The sequence below is a fragment of the Streptomyces sp. UW30 genome, assembly GCF_008042075.1.
GTDB lineage: Bacteria > Actinomycetota > Actinomycetes > Streptomycetales > Streptomycetaceae > Streptomyces.
Map to the genome: position 1 here is coordinate 2144589 of NZ_RDBN01000037.1, position 20911 is coordinate 2165499.

The 20911-nt window shown below is 73.2% G+C and carries 15 protein-coding genes and 2 pseudogenes; 12 read left to right on the forward strand and 5 right to left on the reverse strand.

Going from position 1 to position 20911, the window contains the following annotated elements:
- Positions 1 to 1826 (forward strand): O-aminophenol oxidase PhsA (phsA, locus tag EAO75_RS28525; protein ID WP_147998121.1); only part of this gene is annotated, 1826 nt, incomplete at its 5' end.
- Positions 1827 to 1856: 30 nt separating this feature from the next.
- Here phsA and EAO75_RS28530 read toward each other — a convergent pair.
- Positions 1857 to 2591 carry a glutamine amidotransferase-related protein gene (locus tag EAO75_RS28530; protein WP_147997856.1) on the reverse strand — a complete coding sequence of 245 codons (735 nt, stop codon included), beginning with the start codon at positions 2589 to 2591 and terminating at the stop codon, positions 1857 to 1859.
- Positions 2592 to 2685: 94 nt separating this feature from the next.
- Here EAO75_RS28530 and EAO75_RS28535 point away from each other — a divergent pair, with 94 nt between their 5' ends.
- From EAO75_RS28535 to EAO75_RS28555, 5 genes and pseudogenes are all read left to right on the forward strand, one after another.
- Positions 2686 to 3582, forward strand: coding sequence for a LysR family transcriptional regulator (locus EAO75_RS28535; RefSeq protein ID WP_147998122.1), 897 nt, complete (start codon positions 2686 to 2688; stop codon positions 3580 to 3582).
- A 75-nt stretch (positions 3583 to 3657) separates the two neighbouring features.
- On the forward strand, positions 3658 to 4257 hold the full coding sequence (locus EAO75_RS28540; protein WP_147997857.1) for a PDZ domain-containing protein: 600 nt from the start codon (positions 3658 to 3660) through the stop codon (positions 4255 to 4257).
- Positions 4258 to 4327: 70 nt separating this feature from the next.
- Positions 4328 to 4947 (forward strand): annotated as a pseudogene (locus EAO75_RS28545) (LysE family translocator).
- Positions 4948 to 5054: 107 nt separating this feature from the next.
- The gene (locus EAO75_RS28550; RefSeq protein WP_147997858.1) at positions 5055 to 6182 is read left to right on the forward strand and encodes an aminopeptidase P family protein; all 1128 of its coding nucleotides are present in this window, start codon (positions 5055 to 5057) and stop codon (positions 6180 to 6182) included.
- 61 nt (positions 6183 to 6243) lie between these two features.
- Positions 6244 to 7191, forward strand: a complete 948-nt coding sequence (locus EAO75_RS28555; protein ID WP_147997859.1) for an aminoglycoside phosphotransferase family protein — start codon at positions 6244 to 6246, stop codon at positions 7189 to 7191.
- A gap of 310 nt (positions 7192 to 7501) precedes the next feature.
- Here EAO75_RS28555 and treZ read toward each other — a convergent pair whose 3' ends face one another.
- Positions 7502 to 9247 carry a malto-oligosyltrehalose trehalohydrolase gene (gene treZ, locus EAO75_RS28560; protein WP_147997860.1) on the reverse strand — a complete coding sequence of 582 codons (1746 nt, stop codon included), beginning with the start codon at positions 9245 to 9247 and terminating at the stop codon, positions 7502 to 7504.
- A gap of 185 nt (positions 9248 to 9432) precedes the next feature.
- On the opposite strand from treZ, the gene EAO75_RS28565 reads away from it, so the two are divergent.
- The 3 genes from EAO75_RS28565 to EAO75_RS28575 all read left to right on the forward strand — a co-directional run bounded on the left by EAO75_RS28565 (position 9433) and on the right by EAO75_RS28575 (position 11903).
- On the forward strand, positions 9433 to 9984 hold the full coding sequence (locus EAO75_RS28565; RefSeq protein WP_147997861.1) for an FHA domain-containing protein: 552 nt from the start codon (positions 9433 to 9435) through the stop codon (positions 9982 to 9984).
- Positions 9985 to 10122: 138 nt separating this feature from the next.
- On the forward strand, positions 10123 to 11493 hold the full coding sequence (locus EAO75_RS28570) for a M14 family zinc carboxypeptidase (RefSeq protein ID WP_147997862.1): 1371 nt from the start codon (positions 10123 to 10125) through the stop codon (positions 11491 to 11493).
- A complete protein-coding gene (locus tag EAO75_RS28575; protein ID WP_147997863.1) occupies positions 11490 to 11903 on the forward strand; it encodes an SSI family serine proteinase inhibitor in 414 nt (137 codons plus the stop codon). Before EAO75_RS28570 ends, EAO75_RS28575 begins: the two co-directional genes overlap by 4 nt.
- Positions 11904 to 11975: 72 nt before the next feature.
- On the opposite strand, the gene EAO75_RS28580 is transcribed toward EAO75_RS28575, so the two are convergent.
- The gene (locus EAO75_RS28580; RefSeq protein ID WP_147997864.1) at positions 11976 to 13226 is read right to left on the reverse strand and encodes a M14 family zinc carboxypeptidase; all 1251 of its coding nucleotides are present in this window, start codon (positions 13224 to 13226) and stop codon (positions 11976 to 11978) included.
- Between the two features lie 378 nt (positions 13227 to 13604).
- Positions 13605 to 15968, reverse strand: coding sequence for a malto-oligosyltrehalose synthase (gene treY, locus EAO75_RS28585; RefSeq protein WP_147997865.1), 2364 nt, complete (start codon positions 15966 to 15968; stop codon positions 13605 to 13607).
- A 100-nt stretch (positions 15969 to 16068) separates the two neighbouring features.
- On the opposite strand from treY, the gene EAO75_RS28590 reads away from it, so the two are divergent.
- The gene (locus tag EAO75_RS28590) at positions 16069 to 17391 is read left to right on the forward strand and encodes an MFS transporter (protein ID WP_261989437.1); all 1323 of its coding nucleotides are present in this window, start codon (positions 16069 to 16071) and stop codon (positions 17389 to 17391) included.
- Here the strand turns inward: EAO75_RS28590 and glgX are convergent.
- On the reverse strand, positions 17388 to 19538 hold the full coding sequence (glgX, locus tag EAO75_RS28595; protein ID WP_147997866.1) for a glycogen debranching protein GlgX: 2151 nt from the start codon (positions 19536 to 19538) through the stop codon (positions 17388 to 17390). The two genes, EAO75_RS28590 and glgX, sit on opposite strands and share 4 nt — an antisense overlap.
- A gap of 191 nt (positions 19539 to 19729) precedes the next feature.
- On the opposite strand from glgX, the pseudogene EAO75_RS48675 reads away from it, so the two are divergent.
- Together EAO75_RS48675 and hemC are read left to right on the forward strand one after the other, a co-directional pair.
- A pseudogene (locus EAO75_RS48675) lies at positions 19730 to 19912 on the forward strand (Tat pathway signal sequence domain protein); the annotation flags it as partial.
- 44 nt (positions 19913 to 19956) lie between these two features.
- Positions 19957 to 20892 carry a hydroxymethylbilane synthase gene (gene hemC / locus EAO75_RS28610; protein ID WP_147997867.1) on the forward strand — a complete coding sequence of 312 codons (936 nt, stop codon included), beginning with the start codon at positions 19957 to 19959 and terminating at the stop codon, positions 20890 to 20892.
- The last annotated feature ends 19 nt before the right edge of the window (positions 20893 to 20911 follow it).

Below are 20911 nucleotides of genomic sequence, written 5' to 3' on the forward strand. Positions count from 1 at the left end.
GGAAGCGCGGCGACGTCCTTGTTCGGCTCGGCTCCCCCACGGCCGGGCTCGGTGTTGGCCTGCGGGCGGCCTCCGAAGACGTCCTGCACGAGACCGAGATCGCCTTACGCCCGACCTGGGTGCGCCTGCACCCGCAGCTCCCGCCGACCTTGATGTGGGGGTACGACGGCCAGGTGCCGGGTCCGACCATCGAGGTGCGGCGCGGACAGCGCGTGCGTATCGCCTGGACCAACCGCATCCCCAAGGACAGCGAGTACCCGGTCACCTCGGTGGAGGTGCCGCTGCGCACGGACGGCCGCCCGCAGGCCAACACCGAGCCCGGCCGTGGGGGAGCCGAGCCGAACAAGGACGTCGCCGCGCTTCCCGCCTGGTCGGTGACCCATCTGCACGGCGCCCAGACGGGCGGCGGCAATGACGGGTGGGCGGACAACGCGGTCGGATTCGGGGACGCCCAGCTGTCCGAGTATCCGAACGACCACCAGGCGGTGCAGTGGTGGTACCACGACCACGCGATGAACATCACCCGGTGGAACGTGATGACGGGCCTGTACGGCACCTACCTCGTCCGTGACGACGAGGAGGACGCCCTCCAACTGCCCTGCGGGGAGCGAGAGATCCCGCTGCTGCTCGCCGACCGCAACCTCGACACCGACGAGGACGGCCGGCTCAACGGCCGCCTGCTGCACAAGACACTGATCGTCCAGCAGCAGAACCCGGAGACGGGCAAGCCGGTCTCCATCCCGTTCAGCGGCCCGTACACCACGGTCAACGGCCGCATCTGGCCGTACGCCGACGTGGACGCCGCCTGGTACCGCTTCCGGCTGGTCAACGCGTCCAACGCGCGCATCTACGACCTCGTCCTGGTCGACGAGGACGACAACCCGGTCCCGGGCATCGTCCACCAGATCGGCAGCGACGGCGGGCTGCTGCCGCGCCCGGTCCCGGTCGACTTCGACGGCGCGCTGCCCACGCTGACCGCGGCCCCGGCCGAGCGTTTCGACCTGCTCGTCGACTTCCGCGGCCTCGCGGGCCGCCGGCTCCGCCTGGTCAACAAGGGCCGCAACCAGCCGCCCGGCGTGTCCGACCCCGCCGGTGACGTGCGCTATCCGGCGGTCATGGAGTTCCGGGTCGGCGAGAGCTGCGAGACCGACACCTTCGAACTGCCCGAGGTGCTCTCCGGCTCCTTCCGCCGGCTGACGCACGACATCGAGCACGGTCACCGGCTGATCGTCCTCACCCCGCCCGCCACCAAGGGCGGCGGCGGCCACCCGGAGATCTGGGAGATGACGGAGGTCGAGAACCCGGGCGACATCCAGGTCCCCACCGAGGGCGTCATCCAGGTCACCGGAGCGGACGGGAAGACCAAGACCTACCGGCGCACGGCCCGCACGTTCAACGACGGCCTGGGCTTCACCATCGCCGAGGGCAGCCACGAACAGTGGAGCTTCCTCAACCTCGCGCCGATCGTCCACCCCATGCACATCCACCTGGCCGACTTCCAGGTGCTCGGCCGCGACGCCTACGACGCCTCCGGCTTCGACCCGGCCGTCGGCGGCACCCGCAGCCCGATCCGTCACGACGCCGGCACCGCGATCCCGCTGGCGCCCAACGAGCTCGGCTACAAGGACGTCTTCCGGGTGCCCGGGAACCAGATGCTGCGCGTGATGGGCAGGTTCGACGGCGCGTACGGCCGGTTCATGTACCACTGCCACCTCCTCGAACACGAGGACATGGGCATGATGCGGCCCTTCGTCGTCATGCCCCCCGAGGCCCTGAAGTTCGACCACGGCGCCGGACACGGCGGCCACGGGGGACACACGGGCTGATGTACGCGCGCGTGGCGGATTTTCGGTGCGTCACGCGCGCATGCCGGCCTTCCGCGCCGCGTGCCCGACCGCGGCTCCCGCCAGCGCCCGGATCATCGGGTGCGGGCGCGAGCCGTCGCCGGACAGCTCCGGCTGGAAGAGCGAGGCCAGGAAGAAGGGGTGGCCGGGCAGTTCGGCGATCCGGACGTGACCGTCCTCGTCGTGCCCGGTGAAGCGCAGTCCGTGCGCGCGCAGGGTGTCGAGGTGGCGCGAGGGGCCGTACGCGCAGAAGTACCGCTCTACGGTCCGCTCCGAGCCGATCGCGGCTTGGGCGAGCGAACCGGGCTCGATGCGTACGACCGCCTCGTGGCCGACCAGCGAGCAGGCGAGGGGTTCGATGAGGAAGTCGTCGGCGTCGGGGTCGTTCTCGGCGTGGGCGACCCGGGTCAGTCCGCACACGTCACGGGCGTACTCGAGGAGAGCGTGCTGGAAGCCACCGCATGTGCCGAGGAACGGGATGCCCTCCTCGCGCGCGGTGCGGATCGCCGACAGCACACCCGTCTCACTGCGGTACGGGCTGCCCGGCAGCACCCAGACCGCGTCGAACCCGCGCACCGCGTCGTCCGCCTCCGCGTCCTGCGAAGGGATCCAGTAGGCGTCGAGGACGAGCCGGTCGCGTTCGGCGAGGGCGTCCAGCAGGCGGGGCACGCGCGTGTGCGAGGCGACGTTGGGGGAGCGGTCCCCGACCAGGGCGAGCCTGGCCGTCCGAGCGGCGGTGTTCGTCATGGGCTCATCCTCGGCGCGGCCCGGAGTTCACGTCCAACGATGATTTCTGGATCGTCGATAAGCACATCTGATGCGGTACGGAATGCTGTCCCGCATGGACCCGCACCTGCTGCGCACCTACGTCACCGTCGCCCGCCTCGCCTCGTTCTCCGAGGCCGCGCGCGAACTGGGCTACACCCAGTCGGCGGTGTCCCAGCACATCGCCGCGCTCGAACAGGACCTGGGCGCACCCCTGCTCACCCGTCGCCCCGTGGCGCCCACAGCCGCGGGCGAGCGACTCCTCGAACACGCGAGCCCGCTGCTGCTGCGCCTGGAGGCGGCCCGGGCGGACGTCGTACGGATGGCGGCCGTGCCCGACCACGGACTGACGCTCGCGACCGCGCCGACCGCGCTCGGACCCCGCGTCCTCGCAGCGCTCCCGGCCTCCGGCGTGACCCTGCGCGTACTGGCCCGCGACGAGGTCCCCGTGGCCGTCGCCACCGGCACCGCGGACCTCGGCCTCGTCGACGGCCTGGCCGCCCCCAGCGACCCGCTGCGGCTGCCCGACGTGGCCCCGCTGACCACGCACGGCGTGGGAGAGGAGCTGGTCTGCGTCCTGCTGCCCGCCACCCACCCGCTCGCCCGGCGCCCAGGCCTGCGCCTCGGCGACCTCGCCGACGCACGCTGGCTCGACGCCCCCGACACGGGCCTGCCGCTCACCCACCTCCGCGCGGCGAACGGCGGCCACGGCTTCCGGCCCGCCCTGCGCTACGACGGCACCGACATCCGCACCCTCATCGCCCTCGCGGCCGCCGGCCACGGCCTGACCCTGCTGCCGCACTCGGCGGCGACCGCAGTGCCCGGCACGGTCGCCGTCCCGGTGACGCAGCCGCGTGTCGTGCACCGGACGGAACTGGTGCACACGGGGGCACTCGGCGCAGCGGCGGCGACGCTCGCGGCGGTGCTGGCCGAAGGGGCCCGAGCCAGGATGCCTATGGCTTCCCGTTCTTGACCACTGGTCAGTCTCACTCGATCGTGGCTCGTTGTGCGCCGGTGCGCAGGGTAGTCACCAGCCGGAGGCGATCCGATGGAACAGACTGCGTTGCGACCCAAGCCCATGCCTGGTCAGGGCCCAGGTGACGAGGCGGCGTCCGGCCCCGGCGCACGGCGTCCGCATGCCGCGCCCCGGCGTCGGGGCCGACGGCTCACCACCCTGTTGTGCGCCCTGCTGGCCGGGACGGTCCTGATCCTGACCGGGGTCGGCCTCGGCACCCTGGGAGCCACGGTGATCGGCATGAGCCGACTCGCCGAGCTGCAGAAGCGGGCCGGACCGGGCACCCCCGGCGGCCCGGCCACCTCCGCGCACCCCGGCTCCTCGACCTCGCCGTCCTCGGCACCGAGCTCCGCGCCGTCCCCGGCCGCCGTCGCCACGCTCGGCGTGGAGGCCGTGGACGCCGAGAAACCGGGCGCCGTCATCGTCGGCGTCCACGTCCCGGGACCGGGGTACACGGCCGGGCTGGTCCGGGGCGACGTACTCCTCGCGTTCGACCGGACCCGCATCGACTCGGCCGCCGACCTCGCACGAGCCGTCGCCGCGGCCCGTCCGGGCGACGAGGCCACCCTGACGGTGCGCCATCGCGGCGGCGGCTACCAGCAGCTGACGGTGGTCCCGGGCGTCGTCGTCTGAGCGCCCGAAGTCCTGCGCAAGTCCGTGAAAACCACTGGTCACGTTCCGCCGGCAGGGCCACGATGACCCCATGCCGACCACTCTCCTCGCCTTCCTGGGGGCCTGCACCCTCGTCGCCGCGTCGCCCGGTCCGAGCACGGTGCTGATCATCAAGCAGTCGCTGCACAGCAGACGCTCCGGCTTCCTGACCGTGCTGGGCAACGAGACGGGTGTCTTCATCTGGGGCGTGGTCGCCGCGCTCGGCCTGACCGCGCTGCTGACCGCGTCAGAGGTGGCCTCGACGTGATCCGCATCGTCGGCGCGGTCGTCCTCGTCGGCTTCGGCATCCAGGCCCTGCGGCAGGCGAGCCGCGCCAAGGGCGCTGACGAGGGCGCGTGGGAGGCCACCGCCAAGAGCGGCTGGGCCTCCTACCGCGGCGGGCTGCTGCTCAACCTCGCCAACCCCAAGGCGGCCGTCTTCGCGATGTCCTTCCTGCCGCAGTTCGTACCCCAGGGCGCCCCGCACCTGCCGGCCATGGTCGGCCTCGCCGCGCTCTGGGCGGTCTACGAGGTCGGCTACTACGGCCTGTACGTCTGGTTCGTCGGCCGGCTGAAGTCCGTGCTGTCCCGCGCGGGCGTGCGCCGGCGCCTGGAACAGGTCTCCGGGGGCGTGCTGCTGCTCCTCGGCGTCCGCATGGCCCTGGAGGGCTGAGCCGTGCCGGAGCAGCGGCTCCAAAGACCCGCCGACCGGCTCGCGCAGCCCCTCGCGTGCGGGCAGGATGCTGCCCGTAGTCCTTTCACGCGCCCAGGGAGGCCCGGATGACCGGCACCGCACCCGCGCCCTTCACCGCCGACGACTACCGAGCCCGTATGGAGCGCGCCGCGCGGGCGGCCGCCGACGCGGGCCTGGCCGGGCTCCTGGTGGCACCCGGCCCGGACATGGTGTGGCTCACCGGCTACGCGCCCACCGCCGAGACCGAGCGGCTCACCCTGCTGGTCCTCGTCCCCGGCCGGGACCCCGTCCTCGTCGTCCCCGCCCTGGAGGCCCCGGACGCCGCGAAAGCCTCCGGCGCGCCCGGCCTGACCCTGCGCGACTGGACCGACGGCCAGGACCCCTACGCCGCCGGCGCGGCCCTCCTCGACGCGAGCGGTCGCTTCGGCATCAGCGACAACACCTGGGCGATGCACCTGCTGGCCCTCCAGCGGGCGCTGCCCGGCACCTCGTACGCCTCCCTCACCGACGCCCTGCCGATGCTGCGCGCCGTCAAGGACGCCGCCGAGCTGGAGCTGTTGGCGGCCGCGGGTGCGGCCGCTGACGCAACGTTCGAGGAGATCCGGAACGTTCCCTTCGGCGGCCGTCGCGAGTCCGAGGTAGCCGCCGACCTCGCCCACCTGCTACGCCGCTTCGGCCACTCCCAGGTCGACTTCACGATCGTCGCCTCCGGCCCGAACGGCGCCAACCCGCACCACGAGGTCGGCGACCGTGTGATCGAACACGGCGACATGGTCGTCCTCGACTTCGGCGGCCTGAGGGACGGCTACGGCTCCGACACCTCCCGCACGGTCCACGTCGGCGTACCCACCGACGAGGAGCGCCGGGTCCACGACCTGGTCCGTGAGGCCCAGGAGGCGGGCTTCCGCGCGGTCCGGCCCGGCGTCGCCTGCCAGGAGGTCGACCGGGCCGCCCGCGCGGTCATCGCGGACGCCGGGTACGGCGAGTACTTCATCCACCGCACCGGGCACGGCATCGGCGTCACCACGCACGAGCCGCCGTACATGATCGAGGGCGAGGAGCAGCCGCTCGTGCCCGGCATGTGCTTCTCGGTGGAGCCCGGCGTCTATCTGCCCGGCCGCTTCGGAGTGCGCATCGAGGACATCGTGACGGTCACCGAGAACGGCGGCCGGCGCCTCAACGACACGACCCGAGAGCTGGTCATAGTCGGCTGACCGGGCGACCGACCCCGGAGCAAGGAGCCCCCGTAGACCCCCGAGCGACGACGGCGCGACCATGACCCAGGCACCGACACCCACCGCGGACACCGTCCGCCGACTGGTCCGTTCCCTGCTCAAGGACGGCGTGGACGACTCGGCCGGCCCCGAGGTCCGGCCTGCCTCCCCGGGCGCCGAACCCGCCACCTGGTGGGTCGGCACCCGCCATGTGCTGCGCCTCGCCACCGACCGCGAGACGGCCGTCCGCCGGCGCCGCGAACTGCGCCTGCGCGACCTCGTCAGGCCGCACGTCCCGGTCGCGGTGCCCACGAGCGTCGCCTACGGCGAGTGGGCGCCCGGGCTGACCTACACCCTGGACACCAAGGTCCCCGGCGGGTCGGGCGCGGAGCACGACGTCTCCGCGGTCGGGGAGGCCGACCTGGCCGGGCTGCTCACGGGGCTGCGCGAGGTCCCGGTACGGCAGGCCGACACGCTCGGCGTGCCACGCACCGCACCGCGCTCGCTGGAGGCGCTGCGCCGGACCGCCGAAAGCGCCGCCGCGCGCCTGGCCGACGCCGACGAGTTCGACGCCACGCGGCTGCGCCAGCTCGCCCACCAGGCCGCCGTCCAGCTCGCCGCCCAGCCCGGCACCGCCGTCCTCGTCCACCACGCCCTCACCGGCGACCACCTGGTCGTCAGCGCCGACGGACGGGTGCGCGGCGTCCTCGGCTGGGCCGACACCGTCCTCGGCGACCCGGCCGAGGACATCGCCGGACTCGCCCGCGCCGTCGGCTCCCCGGCCGCCGTCCGTGCCGCCACCCTCGCCGGCTACGGCGCCCGCCCCTGCCTGCGCGGCCTGTGGCTCGCCCGCTGCGACGCGGTGATCAACCTCGCGGCCCGCCTCGACGGCAAGGGCGAGACGCCCCTCGCGCTGCTCAGGACGCAGCTGCACGTGGCCTGGGAGGCGATCCTGCTGGAGCGGGTGACGGAGCTCAGGGAGGACGACGACGGGGACGACGAGCGCTAGGCCCTGTCGTTTGGATCATCCCGGCGTCGCGGCGCCTGGCACGCCCTCCCCAAAACTCTACGAGCAGGGGGGACCCCCAGCCGCGTTGTCGTCGGTCGCCGACTCCCCCACGCTCGAACGAGCTCGCGCGGGGGGGACCCCATCGCGTCGCCGCCCTCCTCCGCCTTGCAGCTGCACGCACCCCCACGCTCGAACCGGCTTCGCTCGGCTCGCGCGGGGGCACCCCCATCGCCCCGCTCGGGTCGACTGAAAGGCGCAGCCTCTCTCAGCCGGCCTGATCCGAACGACAGGCCCTGGGCCCCGACGCCGCTCACCCCTGCAACAGCACCACAGCCGACTCCCCGGGCACCTGGAGCACCCCGTCCGCGCCCGGTGCCTCCACGGGCTCCCACGCCGCCAGCACGTCCGCCTTGCGCGGACCCAGCGGGATCGCCGCCGGTTCCTTGGCGAGGTTGACGGCCACACGTACGTCGCCGCGGCGGAAGGCGAGCCAGCGCTCCTGCTCGTCGTAGGCCACCCGGGTGTCGGCGAGGTCGGGATCCGTCAGGTCCGGCTGCTCGTGGCGCAGGGCGATGAGGCGGCGGTACCAGGCGAGCACGCGCGCGTGGGGCTCGCTGCCGAGCTCGGACCAGTCGAGGCAGGAGCGCTCCCGGGTCGCCGGGTCCTGCGGATCGGGCACGTCCTCCTCGGCCCAGCCGTGCGCCGCGAACTCCCGCCGCCTGCCCCGCCGTACGGCGTCGGCGAGCTCCGGATCGGTGTGGTCGGTGAAGAACTGCCAGGGCGTGCTCGCGGCCCACTCCTCGCCCATGAACAGCATCGGCGTGAACGGCGCGGTCAGCGTGAGCGTGGCCGCGCAGGCCAGCAGGCCGAGGGAGAGGGTCGCCGCGAGCCGGTCGCCCTGGGCCCGGTTGCCGACCTGGTCGTGGGTCTGGCCGTAGCCGAGGAGGCGGTGCGCCGCCACGCGCGTACGGTCCAGGGCGCGCCCGTGGCGGCGGCCCCGGAAGCTGGAATACGTGCCGTCGTGGAAGTAGCCGCCGGTGAGGGTCTTGGCGAGGCCCGCCATGGGGGCGTGCGCGAAGTCGGCGTAGTAGCCCTGGGACTCGCCGGTCAGCGCGGTGTGCAGGGTGTGGTGGAAGTCGTCGTTCCACTGCGCGTGCAGACCGAGGCCGCCCTCCTCGCGCGCGGTGATGAGCCGGGGATCGTTCAGATCCGACTCTGCGATCAGGGACAACGGCCGGCCCAGCTCGGCGCAGAGCGCGTCGACGGCCGTCGACAGCTCCTCCAGGAAGTGGCACGCGCGCGTGTCCTTCAACGCGTGCACGGCGTCCAGCCGCAGCCCGTCGATCCGGTAGTCCCGCAGCCAGGCCAGTGAGCTCCCCACGAGGTAGTCGCGCACCTCGTCCGAGCCGGGCGCGTCCAGGTTGACGGCGGCGCCCCAGGGCGTCTGATGCGTGTCCGTGAGGTAGGGGCCGAAGACGGGCAAATAGTTCCCGGACGGTCCGAAGTGGTTGTGCACCACGTCGAGGACCACGCCCAGGCCCAGTTCGTGCGCCCGGTCGACGAAGCGTTTCAGCGCCTCGGGCCCGCCGTACGGCTCGTGCACGGCCCACAGGGAGACGCCCTCGTATCCCCAGCCGTGCCGCCCCGGGAAGGGGCTCACCGGCATCAACTCGACGTGGGTGACGCCCAGTTCGACGAGATGCCCGAGCCGCTCGGCCGCCGCGTCCAGCGTGCCCTCAGGCGTGTACGTGCCGACGTGCAGCTCGTACAGCACGGCTCCGGGCAGCGGCCTGCCCGCCCACTCCCTATGCCACGCGTGGCCCGCGTGGTCGACGACCGCGCTCAGCCCGTCCGGGCCGTCCGGTTGGCGGCGCGAGCGCGGATCGGGCAGTGCGGGGCCGTCGTCGAGCGCGAAGCCGTACCGCGTCCCGTCCCGCGCCTCCTCCTCCCCCCACCACCATCCCGCGCGATCGGGATCGCGCTCCAACGCGCGCGTGGCGCCCTCGCAATGGAGCGTCACACGGTCGGCCTGCGGTGCCCACACCTCGAACTGCACGGACGGTTCCCCTTCGTCTGCTCACCGTGATGTAGCCCGTCCATGGTGCTTCAAACGAGATCAATCCGCTTTTGAATCTTCCCTTTTGCGGCGGGTGTCGCCGAGGGTTGCGCCGATCACGTGCGCGTGGTGGCCATCGCGCCGTTTTCTGGACACCCGGGAGCCACTGACCGACAATCAGCACCGTGACGTCGTCCTTCGAGTTCAACACGTACCCCGCGCGGCTGTCCGACGCGGAGCGCGACAAGGCGCTGAAGGTGCTGCGTGAGGGCGTCGCCATGGGCCGGCTGTCGCACGACACGTTCGTGCGCCGCATGGAACTTGCCCTGGCCGCCCAGCGCTCGGACGAGCTCGCCGTGCTCACCGCCGACCTGCCCTCCGAGAGCCGTCTGTCGCGCGTGGTGTTCGGCACCGTCGAGGCGATCTCCGGCTTCACCGTACGGCTGCGCAGGGCCTGGCAGGCCGAGCGGCTGCCCAAGCTGCTGCTGCCCCACCCCGCGTCCGGTCATCCGCTCCGGATAGGCCGGGACCCCGCCAACGGGTTGCGGCTGACCCACGAGACGGTGTCCCGGGTGCACGCCGAGCTCAGTCAGCAGGGCGGCATCTGGGTCCTGCGTGACCTCGGCTCCACCAACGGCACCACCGTGAACGGCCGACGCGTGATCGGCGCCGTCGTGGTCCGCGAGGGCGATCAGGTCGGCTTCGGCCGGATGTCGTTCCGCCTCGCCGTGACCTGAGCGGAACCACGGCTTCGGGCCCGGCCCGGCCCGACACGTCGACGTAAGTCCCTTTGCCTTTCGCGGTGTTGACGTAGTCGTCAACTCGTGACTGACTGTGCGTACACCATGCACACCAGGTGAATCGACGGCACCACATTGTGGAGGTGTGCCCTGCCGCCACTCCTCCGCTACCCGACCGTCGACGAGCTCGGCGCCCGGGCGGCCGCACTTGTCGCCCGCCGCCCCCGTGACACCCGGTTGCGCCGTGTGGGGACCTCCCGCGCGGGCACGCCGCTGTGGCTGCTGTCCGTGGGCCACGGCAGCCGCCAGGCCCTCGTCGTGGCCGGCCCGCACGCCAATGAGCCGGTGGGCGGCGGCACCGTGCTGCGGCTGGCCGAACGGGTGCTCGCCGACCCCCGCCTGCACGAGGGCGCCGACGCCACCTGGAACCTGCTGCTGTGCCTCGACCCCGACGGCCTGCGCCGCAACGAGGGCTGGCTGCGCGGCCCGTACGCCCTCGGCGGCTACTTCCGGCACTTCTTCCGGCCGGGCTTCCTGGAACAGCCCGAATGGCTGCCCGACGGCGCGGACGCCGCCACCCTGCCCGAGACCCGCGCCCTGCTCGACCTCCAGGACGAACTGCGGCCCTTCCTGCAGTGCTCCCTGCACGGCGTCGACGTCGGCGGCGGCTTCGTCGAGCTGACCCACGACCTGCCCGGCCTCGCCCAGCGCGTCGCGCACTGCGCCGCCCGCCTCGGCATCCCGCGCGAACGAGGCCCCTACGACACCCTGTACTGGCCGGAGCTGGGCCCCGCCGTCTACCGGATCCCGAGGCCCCGCCGGGGCGATCTGGCCGCCGCCATCACCGAGGCGGCCGTGGAGTCGACCTGGTTCCATCCGCACCGGCACGGCACGGTCACGGCCGTGGTCGAGGCTCCGATGTGGGGTGTGGCGGCGGTGGAGGACGGTGCGCCGCCCGCAGATGAGGAAACGGTCCTGCGGATGGTGAGCCACACGCTCCGCCATGACACCGGCGTCCTGCAACGGCTGCTGGAGCGCCTGCGGCCGCACCTCCCGGCCGGGCCGGAGACGGCCCGGCTGCTCGCCCCGGTCGACGACTATTTACTGGTCTGCCCCGGGCTGGCCGACACCTGGGACCCCGACATCGAGGACCCCGTCGGCGTGCACGCCCTGCCCCCGCTCAGCACCGCCCACCTGGCGGCCCTGCGCATCGCCGGGCGGCGTCTCGCCCTGCGGACCGCCGGACTGCTGCACCAGCTCGTGACGGGTGCCGGGCGCGATCCGGCCGGGGCGCTGCCGGAGCTGGACCGGCTCATCGACGAGTGGTGCGACGACTACCGGGACGGCTGCGGGGCGCACTGGATACCGGTCGCCCGCCAGGTGGAGTACCAGGCGCGCGTGGTGCTCGCCGCGTTCGAACTCGCCGGGCGGCACGCGCCCGCGTGCTCCCGTTCGGGTGAGGCGGGGTGGAATGCCGGGGCGGCCGTGCCGATACACCGGGAATGACGCGAAGCATCTCAGCGGTACGAGGCGGCCTGCTCGCCGCAGCCGCCGCCCTCGCCCTCGGCGCGACCACGCCGCCGGCGACGGCTCAGGACTCCGACTCCGGCAACTGGCTCTTCGTCACGGTCACCCGCGGCGACGGCCGCCATGGTGAGACGCCCGGCAACCTGCTGCTGTGCGACCCGCCGCGGGGTCACGCACGGGCGGCCGACGCCTGCGCGGACCTCGACCGGGTGGGCGGCGACATCAGCCGGCTGAGGAAGAAGGACGCCTTCTGCCCGATGATCTACGCGCCGGTGACCGCCCACGCGCGCGGGGAGTGGAACGGGCAACCGGTCGACTACCGGGAGACGTTCTCGAACGGATGCGGGCTCGCGGCGCAGACAGGGGCGGTGTTCGCGGTGGACCGCTGACGCCGTACGGCACCGGGCCCTGGGCACGGATCCAGGGCACCGGGGCTGCACGCGCGTGTGCGGCGGTTCGGCTCAGGCCGCTCGCCCGCGCGCGTGCAGCGCCGCGGCGACGACCGTGCGGGACTGGTGCTCGACCTGGTTCTCCAGGGGCACCCAGCGCGCGCGGAAACGTTCCGCGAAGGCGTCGCTCCAGGTCGCCACCAGGTGTTCCAGGCGCGGTGCCCCACGGTCGTCGGTCTCCTGAAGGACCCGCAGCAGCATGGCCGCCGCCCGCAGCGGCAGCCGGCGCCCGAAGGCGTCCACGCTTCCGACGTACGCCATGGTGTCGCCGGCGGGCGGCGTGTGCGTCCAGTCGGCGGCCAGACCCGGGGTCAGCTCCAGCGCCCACTTCGCGGCCCGCAACAGGGGCCCGTCGACGCCGTCCAGCCGGGGCAGCGCCTCGGCCAGCACACGCTCCACCTCCACCGAGTCCCGCCGCAGCCGGGCCCCCAGCCGCCGCATCGCCCTGGCCGGATCCGGATGCGGAGCGGGGTCGTCCACCAGGTCGCTCGCCCACATCGGCACCTCGACGACCGCGGTGAGCCCGCCGTACCGGTGCACGTGGTACCAGGTGCTGCTGCGTGCGTCGTCCGGCATGCTCGGATACGCCGCGCCCGCGCCCGGCGCCGGCATCACATGCACCCCGGGCCCGGCCGCGGGCCAGCCCGCCGCGTCCGAGGCGCCGGTCTCCACGGGGATGTGCAGCTCCGCCGCGGACTTCGCGAACGGCTCCGCGAGTCCGGGTACGTCCTTCGTCAACTGCACCCAGCTGCCGCCCAGGTCCGTGCCGTGCAGGGTCACCTGGAGGTAGGGGCGCAGCTCGTCGATGACCCGGGTCAGCGCGCGCGTCTCGGGCGGCAGCCGGTCCGGCGGCAGCGCGGCGGGTGCCCACTCCGGCTGCTCCGGGGCCGCGGGCCGGAAGAAGCCGAGGTGGTAGTCGAACAGGGTGCGGGGGGCCGGAGTGATGTGCAGGCTCGCCCCGTCGGGATCCGCGCACAGCAGGAAGTGCCAGGAGATGTCGGCCCGCAACTCGCGCTCGCGCAGCACCCGTTCCGCGACGGCGAGAAGGGTGGAGCCGCCCGTGGGCTCGTTGGAGTGCGCGCCGGCGACCACCAGGACGGCACGCCGGGCATGGCCGATGGACAACAGGTGAAGGGGTCTGCCCGCCCGGGAGGCCCCCACCTGTCTCAGTGTGCACAGCGCGGGTCGGTGGGCGGCCAGTGCGCGGGCGGACAGCACCAGTTCGGCAAGGGTGGGGTAGCGCAGCTCCGGCAGGAGACTCACCCCCGTCACTTCCGCCCGGCTTCGCAATTCGCAGTACCCCATGGTCTGGTTTACGTGTCAAGGAGTTGACGGGGGAGCCTCCCGGGGGCGCCCAGATGCATTCACCGCTCAAAGATCGCGGCGGTTGACGTCAGCGGGCGGGCCGGATCCGTACGGGCGGGGCAGCGCACCGCGTTCGCCTGCCCTTATGGGCGCGGGGAGCACGGCGTGAAGGGCGCCCCCGCCGCTCGTCGCCACGCGCCGGGCGCCGCACCCGAACTCCCGGAGCGCACGCGGGCCCGAGCCGGTCGCCAGGACGATCCCGCGGCGTGCGAGAAACCCTTACACGCCCAGAGCGCGCGGTGGCGGTCAGGTCGCGCCCGACGCCACGCACCCASCTCACCCCGTCTCCTGCCCGCCCACCCGCTCCAGCAACGCCACCGGCAGCGGCTCGAAGAGCTCCTCCACGCGCGCGTGCCCCGTGAACTCCCGCTCCGGAGCCAGCACATCGGCCCACCGCCCCGGCGGCAGCGGCAGCAGCGTCTCGCGCCAGCCTCCCGACCGCGTCAGCCGCAGCGACAGCCGTGTCACCGCGGTGAGCACCTCCCCGGACCGCACGAAGGCCACACAGTGGGCGGCCGCCGGTCCCTCGGCGGTGAGTGGCGCGTACGTCGCCGAGTCGCCGAACACCTCGGGGCGCCGCGAGCGCAGCCGCAGCGCCGCCGTCGTCATCGCGCCCTTCACACCCGGGTCCTCGGGCGGGAAGCGCACGGCCCGGCGGTTGTCCGGATCGACCAGAGCCCGGTACTCGCCCTCCGTGCCCTGATAGAGGTCCGGGACGCCCGGCATCGTGAGCTGGGTCAGTGCCATGCCCAGCATGTTCGCCCGGATGTGCGGCTCCAGGGCGCCGCGGAAGGCCGCCACGCGCTCGCCCGGCGTCCCGCACGGCCCCGCGGCGACGAAGGCCGCCACCGCCTCCTCGTACGGCGGCTCCTGCTCCGTCCAGCTGGTGAACAGCCCGGCCTCACGCACATGCTTCAGCAGCGCCCCCTGAACGCGCTCCGCGTCCGCCTCGCCCAGCCCGAACACCGTCTGCCAGGCGGCCCACGCCACCTGCGCGTCCGGTACACCCTCGCCGTCGAGGGTCACCTCCGTCAGGACGTCCGCCCAGCGCTCCGGGCACTCGGTGAGCACGGCCAGCGCGGCCCGTACGTCGGCACTGCGCTTGGTGTCGTGCGTCGACATGACCGTCCCGGTCGCCGGCCAGTCGCGCTGCACGCGCGCGCAGTAGTCGTGGAACGCCTCGGGCGCGGCGGCGGGGCTCCCCGGGTTCCCGCCCACCTCGGTCGCCGACAGCAGCGGCACATAGCGGTAGAACGCCGTGTCCTCCACGGACTTGGCCCGCAGCGCCGACGCCGTCTGCGCGAACCGCGTCCGGAACTCCAGGTGGTCCGGTCCGTCCCCGGCCCGCCCGAGCACCAGCTCGCGCACGACATCGACGGCACCGGCCTCCTCCGGCACGACGAACGCGAGCCGGGCCTCGGCCGCGGCCTCCTCGGTGACCACCCGGGCCGCGTCACCGCAGCCGTAGGGCCGGTAGACCTCCAGCCGGACGAGGAGTTCCTGCAGCGCGGTCCGCAGCGCCCAGGGCGCCCGGTCGCGCAGCGCGGGCTCCGGGGACGTGGCGCACACCCGGCTCGCCACCCGGGTCAGCCGGTCGACCTCCGCGGCCAGCTCGTGCGTGAGCACCTTGTACGCCGCCCGCCGCACCGTCGCCTCCCAGTCGCCGCCCCGGTCCGTCTGCGGGGCCGCGAACCGCCGGTACAGGCCGAGGAGTTCGCCGAACCCCGCCGGGTCGGTGAAGAGGCCGTCGACGTGCCGCAGGGCGTCGTAGCCGGTGGTGCCCGCGACCGGCCAGGAGGCGGGCAGGTGCTCCCCGTCGGACAGGATCTTCTCCACGACCGTCCAGCGCCCGCCGGTCGCCTCGTTCAGGCGCCGAAGGTACCCGTCGGGGTCGGCGAGGCCGTCGGGATGGTCGATGCGCAGGCCGTCGATCACGCCCTCGTGCAGCAGCTGGAGGACCTTCGCGTGCGTGGCCTCGAACACCTCCGGGTCCTCGACCCGCACCCCGATCAGCTCCGAAATGCTGAAGAACCGCCGGTAGTTGAGCTCGGTGCGGGCCAGCCGCCACCACGTCGGGCGGTACCACTGCGCGTCCAGCAGCTGGGGCAGCGGCAGTTCCCCGGTGCCCTCGCGCAGCGGGAAGACCTGGTCGTAGTAGCGCAGGACGTCGCCGTCCACCTCCAGCCGGCCGAGCTCCTCGCCGAGCGGGTGCCCCAGCACCGGCAGCAGCACCTGGCCGCCCTGCGCCTCCCAGTCGATGTCGAACCAGCGCGCGTACGGCGAATCGGGGCCCTCGCGCAGTACCTCCCACAGGGCGCGGTTGTGGCGCGGGGTCATGGCCATGTGGTTCGGCACCAGGTCCACCACCAGACCCAGACCGTGCTCCCGCGCGGTGCGCGCCAGCGCGCGCAGCCCCTCCTCGCCGCCGAGTTCCTCGCGCACGCGCGCGTGGTCCACGACGTCGTAGCCGTGCGCCGACCCCGGGACCGCCTCCAGGACGGGGGACAGATGCAGATGCGAGACGCCGAGCGAGGCCAGGTACGGCACGGCCGCCGCCGCGGCCCCGAACGGGAACGCGGGCTGGAGCTGCAACCGGTAGGTGGCCGTCGGCACCGTCGGGTCAGGTCGCTCAGGTGTCATGGAAACCTACGTACCCGCCCCGCCGCCCTTCGTGTCATCGTCCCCTCCACGTGGGCCCACGCGCGTGCCTAGCGTCGGAGAGACGAGGAAGAGGGGGACCGTGGGACGACGCGGGGCGTTCGGGACCTATCGCGAGGTGATCGGCCTGACCGGGCCGCTGCTACCGGTCGTGTCCTTCCTGGCGCGGCTGCCGACCGCCACGATCCAGTTCGGCAGCGTGCTGCTGGTCGCGCGGACCAGCGGCTCCCTGGCCGCGGCGGGACTGACCGGCGGCGCGCTCGCCCTCGGGCAGGTGGCCTGCGGCCCGTTGGCGGGCCGGCTCGCCGACCGGCATGGACAGCGACCGGTCGTGCTCGTCTTCTCCCTCGCCAACGCCCTCGCGATCGCCGGGTTGGTCGCCGGGGCGCTTGCCGGGCTGCCCATGGGTGTTCTGGCCGCGCTCGGGGCCTGCGCCGGGGCCACGGTGCCGCAGATCGGCCCGCTGGCCCGCGCCCGGCTGGTCGCGCTCGCCCGCCGGGCCGGGGTGCGCGACACCGCGGTGGGTGCCGCGCTGTCCTTCGAGAGCACCCTCGACGAGATCTCCTTCGTCCTGGGTCCGGCCCTGGTGGGCCTGGCGGCGGTAGTGGCACATCCGGGCTACGCGCTGGGTGGTGCGGCGGTGCTGGTGGCCTTGTGCGGAACCGGCTTCGCGCTGCACCGGACCGCTGTGGCCGTGGTGACCCGGCCCGGGCACGTCGGCACGCCGGCCGGACGACGGTCAGACGCCGCCGCGACGACCCCGCCAGGGCCGAAGGACGCCGACCCGACCCGCATACCCCGCGCCGTCCACCCCCTCCTGGCCGCCCTCGCCCTCCAAGGCGCCATGTTCGGTGCCTGCCAGGCCGGCATCACCGCCCTCACCGAGCGACTCGGCCGGCCGGACCAGGCAGGGCTCGTGTACGCCGCCATGGGAGTGATGAGCGCTGTCGCCGGGCTCTCCATGGCTGCCGTGCCCGCCCGCATCGGGACGACCGCACGCTGGCGCGCGGCCACGGCGGCCGCCTGCGCGCTGTCCCTGCCCCTGCTGTGGACCGACGCGCTGCCCGCCCTCTACGCCACCGTCACCGTCCTCGGCGTCGCCTACGCCCCGCACCTCATCACGGTCTTCGGGCTCACCGAGCGCGTGGTGCCGCCCGCGCGGCTGGCCGAGGCGATGGCGTTCGCGACGAGCGCGCTGGTCGGCGGGCAGGCTCTCGCGGTCGCCGTCACCGGCCGCCTGGCCGAGTCGTACGGCCCCACGGCGGCCTTCGGGGCGGCGAGCCTCGCCGCGGCGCTCGCCTGCCTGATCGCGTTGACGGCGCACCCGGGGTCATACGCCCGACGCACCGCCGAAATCCACGTCCACGCGCGTGTGCCCGGCGAACGGCCGAGCACACCGTCCTAGACCGGCCGCTGCAACACCGCCATGCTGCGGTCCACCAACGTCAGCCGGTCCCCGGCCTGCACCTTCGCTCCCGTCCCGGGCGGCACCCCGTCCGTGCGGGCGGTGTCGACGACCACCTGCCACTGACGGCCGTGATTGACCGGCACGACGAAGTCGAGGGTCTTCGGGGAAGCGTTGAACATCAGCAGGAACGAGTCGTCGGCGATGCGCTCCCCGCGCGCGCCCGGCTCCGAGATCGCGTTGCCGTTGAGGAACACCGACAGCGCCGACGCCTGCGCCCGGTCCCAGTCCCGCTGGGTCATCTCGTTGCCCTGCGGGGTGAACCAGGCGATGTCCGACAGGTCGTCGTGCGTGCCCTCCACGGGCCGCCCGTGGAAGAAGCGCCGCCTGCGGAAGACCGGATGGTCCCGCCGCAGCCACACCATCGCGCGCGTGAAGGCGAGCAGCTCACGAGGCAGCCCCTCCTCGGCCGCCTCGCCGCCCTGCCCGGCGGAGCCGTCCTGCGGCCACTGCACCCACGCCAGCTCGCTGTCCTGGCAGTACGCGTTGTTGTTGCCGCGCTGTGTGCGTGCGAACTCGTCGCCGTGGCTGATCATCGGCACGCCCTGGGACAGCATCAGGGTCGCGACGAAGTTGCGCATCTGGCGGGCGCGCAGCTCCAGGACTCCCCGGTCGTCGGTCTCGCCCTCCGCCCCGCAGTTCCAGGAGCGGTTGTGGCTCTCGCCGTCGCGGTTGTCCTCGCCGTTGGCATGGTTGTGCTTGTCGTTGTACGAGACGAGGTCCTGCAGCGTGAACCCGTCGTGGCAGGTCACGAAGTTGATGGAGGCCAGCGGGCGCCGCCCGTCATCCTGGTACAGGTCGGACGAGCCGGTCAGCCGGGACGCGAACTCCGCCACCGCGCGCGGCTCACCGCGCCACAGGTCCCGTACGGTGTCGCGGTACTTGCCGTTCCACTCGGTCCACAGCGGCGGGAAGTTGCCCACCTGGTAGCCGCCCTCGCCCACGTCCCACGGCTCGGCGATCAGCTTCACCTGGGAGACCACCGGGTCCTGCTGCACCAGGTCGAAGAACGACGACAGCCGGTCCACCTCGTGGAACTGGCGGGCCAGGGTCGCCGCGAGGTCGAAGCGGAAGCCGTCGACGTGCATCTCGGTGACCCAGTAGCGCAGCGAGTCCATGATCAGCTGGAGCACGTGCGGGGACCGCATGAGCAGCGAGTTCCCTGTCCCGGTGGTGTCCATGTAGTAGCGCGGGTCGTCGGTGAGGCGGTAGTACTGCGGGTTGTCCAGGCCCCGGAAGGACAGCGTGGGGCCCAGATGGTTGCCCTCGGCGGTGTGGTTGTAGACCACGTCGAGGATGACCTCGATGCCGGCCTCGTGCAGCGCCCGCACCGCCGACTTGAACTCCAGGACCTGCTGGCCGCGGTCGCCCCAGGAGGCGTAGGCGTTGTGCGGGGCGAAGAAGCCGATCGTGTTGTAGCCCCAGTAGTTGTTCAGGCCCATGTCGACCAGGCGGTGGTCGTTCACGAACTGGTGGACCGGCATCAGCTCCAGCGCCGTCACGCCCAGCTCGGTGAGGTGTTCGATGACCGCGGGGTGCGCGAGGGCGGCATAGGTGCCGCGCAGCTCCTCGGGCAGCCCCGGGTGGCGCATCGTGAGGCCCTTCACATGGGCCTCGTAGATCACCGTGTGGTGGTACTCGGTGCGCGGGCGGCGGTCGTCGCCCCAGTCGAAGTACGGGTTGACCACGACCGACGACATCGTGTGCGGGGCGGAGTCGAGGTCGTTGCGCCGGCCCGGTTCGTCGAAGTGGTAGCCGTACACCTCCTCGCCCCAGCCGATCGCGCCGCTGATCGCCTTGGCGTACGGATCGAGCAGCAGCTTCGCCGAATTGCAGCGCAGGCCCCGCTCCGGGGCGTACGGGCCGTGCGCCCGAAAGCCGTACCGCTGTCCTGGCATGACGCCCGGCACGTACGCGTGCCGCACGAAGGCGTCGCTCTCCCGCAGTTCCACCGCCGTCTCCGAGCCGTCGTCGTGCAGCAGACACAGCTCTACTCGGTCCGCGGCCTCCGAGAAGACCGCGAAATTGGTGCCGGCGCCGTCGTAGGTGGCACCGAGTGGATATGCCTCTCCAGGCCAGACCTGCATGGACACGACTCTTTCAGCTGGAGCGCGCCGCCGGGGGCGCCTTGGCGTCGAGTCTCCCCGAAAGTGATGGAACCACCTATGACTTGGCTCCCTCTTACCGGGCGACCAGTGCAGACGCGGATATGCCAATAAGGGCGTACCAGTGGGGCCGACACGTACTCCCGGGGACGTACGGGGAGTAGGGGGAAGATGTGCGCAAGATAGTGCACCGCCATCTGGGCAAAGTGGTGGCGGGTGCGGCCATAGCGGTGGCCGGAACGGCCGTGATGGTCGGAATCACTCTGCCGGGCACGGCGGGGGCCGACGAAACGGGGGGGACCAACAGCGGCCAGGCCGCTGAGCAGGGGGCCCAGGGGGACGGGGCGGGAATCGGGCCGAGGCGTACGAGTGCGGAGTTGTGACGGTCTATCGTGTCCGCATGTCCGTCCCTGAACTGATCCGCATCGTCTCCCGCGACTCGCCGATGGCGCTCGCCCAAGTGGAGCGCGTCCGCGCCGAGTTGGCGGCCCTGCACCCGGGTGTGCGCACCGAGGTCGTGCCCGTGAAGACGACCGGTGACAAGTGGATGGGCGACCTGTCCCAGGTCGAGGGGAAGGGCGCGTTCACCAAGGAGGTCGACGCCGCGCTGCTGGCGGGCGAGGCCGACCTCGCCGTGCACTGCGTCAAGGACATCCCGGCCGACCGGCCGCTGCCCGCGGGAACGACGTTCGCCGCGTTCCTGAAGCGGGACGACATCCGGGACGCACTCATCCACCCCGGCGGGCTCACGCTGGACGAGCTGCCGGCCGGCACGCGGATCGGCACTTCCTCGGTGCGCCGGGTCGCCCAGCTGGCGGCCACCCACCCGCACCTGCAGTGCGTGCCGTTCCGCGGCAACGCCAACCGGCGGCTGGAGAAGCTCGCGGCCGGTGATGCGGACGCGCTCCTGCTGGCGGTGGCCGGCCTGGAGCGCATCGGGCGGACCGACGTGATCAGCGAGGTCCTCTCCCCCGAGGTGATGATGCCGCCGATCGGCGCGGGCATCCTCGCGCTGCAGTGCCGGGAGGGCGACAGCGAGCTCATCGACGCCGTGAGCGGCCTCGGCGACCCGGACACCTATCGGGAGGCCACCGCCGAGCGCATGTTCCTGCACGTCCTGCAGGGGCACTGCAACAGCCCGATCGCGGGGTACGCGCGCGTGGACCGGGGCGGCGAGCTGTCCCTGCGGGCCTGTGTGTTCACCCCGGAGGGCAAGACGAGGTTGAACGCCCACGAGTGGGCCGGCCGACTGGATCCGGCCACGCTGGGTACGTCGGTCGCGGTGGCGCTGCTGCGTCAGGGCGCCCGCGAGATCATCGACGGCATCCCGCACTGAGCCGACCGACCCCGAAGGG

Excerpts from the sequence above, each read along its gene's own strand:
- EAO75_RS28530 (WP_147997856.1), bottom strand. The coding sequence starts at position 2,591 with ATGACGAACACCGCCGCTCGGACGGCCAGGCTCGCCCTGGTCGGGGAC.
- EAO75_RS28535 (WP_147998122.1), top strand. The coding sequence starts at position 2,686 with ATGGACCCGCACCTGCTGCGCACCTACGTCACCGTCGCCCGCCTCGCC.
- EAO75_RS28540 (WP_147997857.1), top strand. The coding sequence starts at position 3,658 with ATGGAACAGACTGCGTTGCGACCCAAGCCCATGCCTGGTCAGGGCCCA.
- EAO75_RS28550 (WP_147997858.1), top strand. The coding sequence starts at position 5,055 with ATGACCGGCACCGCACCCGCGCCCTTCACCGCCGACGACTACCGAGCC.
- EAO75_RS28555 (WP_147997859.1), top strand. The coding sequence starts at position 6,244 with ATGACCCAGGCACCGACACCCACCGCGGACACCGTCCGCCGACTGGTC.
- EAO75_RS28575 (WP_147997863.1), top strand. The coding sequence starts at position 11,490 with ATGACGCGAAGCATCTCAGCGGTACGAGGCGGCCTGCTCGCCGCAGCC.
- treY (WP_147997865.1), bottom strand. The coding sequence starts at position 15,968 with ATGACACCTGAGCGACCTGACCCGACGGTGCCGACGGCCACCTACCGG.
- glgX (WP_147997866.1), bottom strand. The coding sequence starts at position 19,538 with ATGCAGGTCTGGCCTGGAGAGGCATATCCACTCGGTGCCACCTACGAC.
- hemC (WP_147997867.1), top strand. The coding sequence starts at position 19,957 with ATGTCCGTCCCTGAACTGATCCGCATCGTCTCCCGCGACTCGCCGATG.